Raw genomic sequence first — 1,385 nt, 5'->3', positions numbered from 1 at the left:
CGACGTGGTCGCTCCAGGCGTCGGCGGTGCGGGCGATGTTTGTGGCGGTCGGGTCCTGGCCGGTGACGAGGAGGAGGCCGCGGGCGGGGTGGAGGAGGTCGGCGACGCGGGCGGTGGTGCCGTCGGTGCGGCGGATCTCCTGGTCGGGGGGCATGCGCAGGCCGAGCAGCGGGTGCTCACCCGGGCCCATCGGATACCGGATGCCGAGGCCGCTCAGCACCCCGGCCAGGTACCCGGCCGCGTCCGGCCGGGTGAGCAGCTCGCCCAGCACCTCGCGGACCGGCTGCATCTCCTGCCCGGTGAGCCGCAGTTCGATCGCGGCCCGCGCGTTGCGCGCCAACTGCGCCCCGACCGGGTGGCGTTCGGCGTGATAGGTGTCCAGCAGCGCCTCGTCCGCCCGCCCGGCCAGCACCAGCGCCAGCTTCCAGCCGAGGTTCACCGCGTCCTGCACCCCCACACTCAACCCCTGTGCCATGGCGGGCGGTTGGACGTGGGTGGCGTCGCCGGCCAGGAACACCCGGCCGCGCCGGTACTCCGCCGCCACCCGGGAGGCGTCGGTGAAGCAGCTCATCCAGCGGCACTGCCCGTGGTGGATGGACTCGCCGGTCAGCCGCTGCCACGCGTCGGCGAGGTCGGCGTAGCGCAGCGCGTCCCGGTCCTTCGGCGGCGTACCCCGCTCGTACACCACGACGCGGGTGACGCCGCTCTCCAGGTCCATCGCCATGATCATGCTGCCGTCCGGCAGGTTCTCGCCGATTCGCCGGCGCCGCGTCTCGATCCCGGTGACGTCGGCGGTGAGGAAGCCCCGGGTGGGCTCGGGACCGGGGAACCCGATGCCGACCAGCCGCCGTACGGTGCTGCGGCCCCCGTCGCAGCCGACCAGGTAGGCCGCGGTGTCCTCGCCGGGGCCGTGCGGCCCGTCGAAGGACACGGTCACGCCGTCGGCCGTCTCGCGCAGCCCGGTCACCTCGTGGCCGCGCCGGATCGGCACGCCGAGCCCGGTCACCCACTCCTCCAGCATCCGCTCGGTGCGGTACTGGGGGACGCCCCGGGCGCCGTAGTGGTTCTCCGCCAGCCGGCCCAGGTCGATCGGCACACCGCCGAAGTGGGCGTCGGCGGGCTCGGACGGGCCGAGGCGGCCCAGCAGCCCCCGCTGGTCGAAGCACTCGACGGCGCGCCGGGTGAGGCTCGCCCCGCGCGACTCCCGCGCCGGCTCGGCCAGTTGCTCGTAGACGACGACATCGGCGCCGCCGAGGCGCAGTTCACCGGCCGCCATCAGCCCGACCGGGCCGGCGCCGACGACGATCACGTCCCTGGCCATGCTCACACCCCCGCCCGGCCGGCGCCGCCCGCGGCCGCGGACACCGCGGTGCGGGGGGTGGTGG

Annotated in this window: 1 protein-coding gene; it reads right to left on the bottom strand. The window is 75.7% G+C overall.

What is annotated here, in order from left to right:
• A partial coding sequence (locus AC3ERT_RS36480; RefSeq protein WP_435179475.1) for an FAD-dependent monooxygenase occupies positions 1–1,321 on the bottom strand: 1,321 nt, incomplete at its 3' end.
• Positions 1,322–1,385: the final 64 nt, after the last annotated feature.

It is taken from the genome of Actinacidiphila sp. bgisy145 (assembly GCF_057708125.1).
The sequence above is the reverse complement of the archived record's forward strand: the minus strand, read 5'-3'. Positions and strand labels throughout refer to the sequence as shown.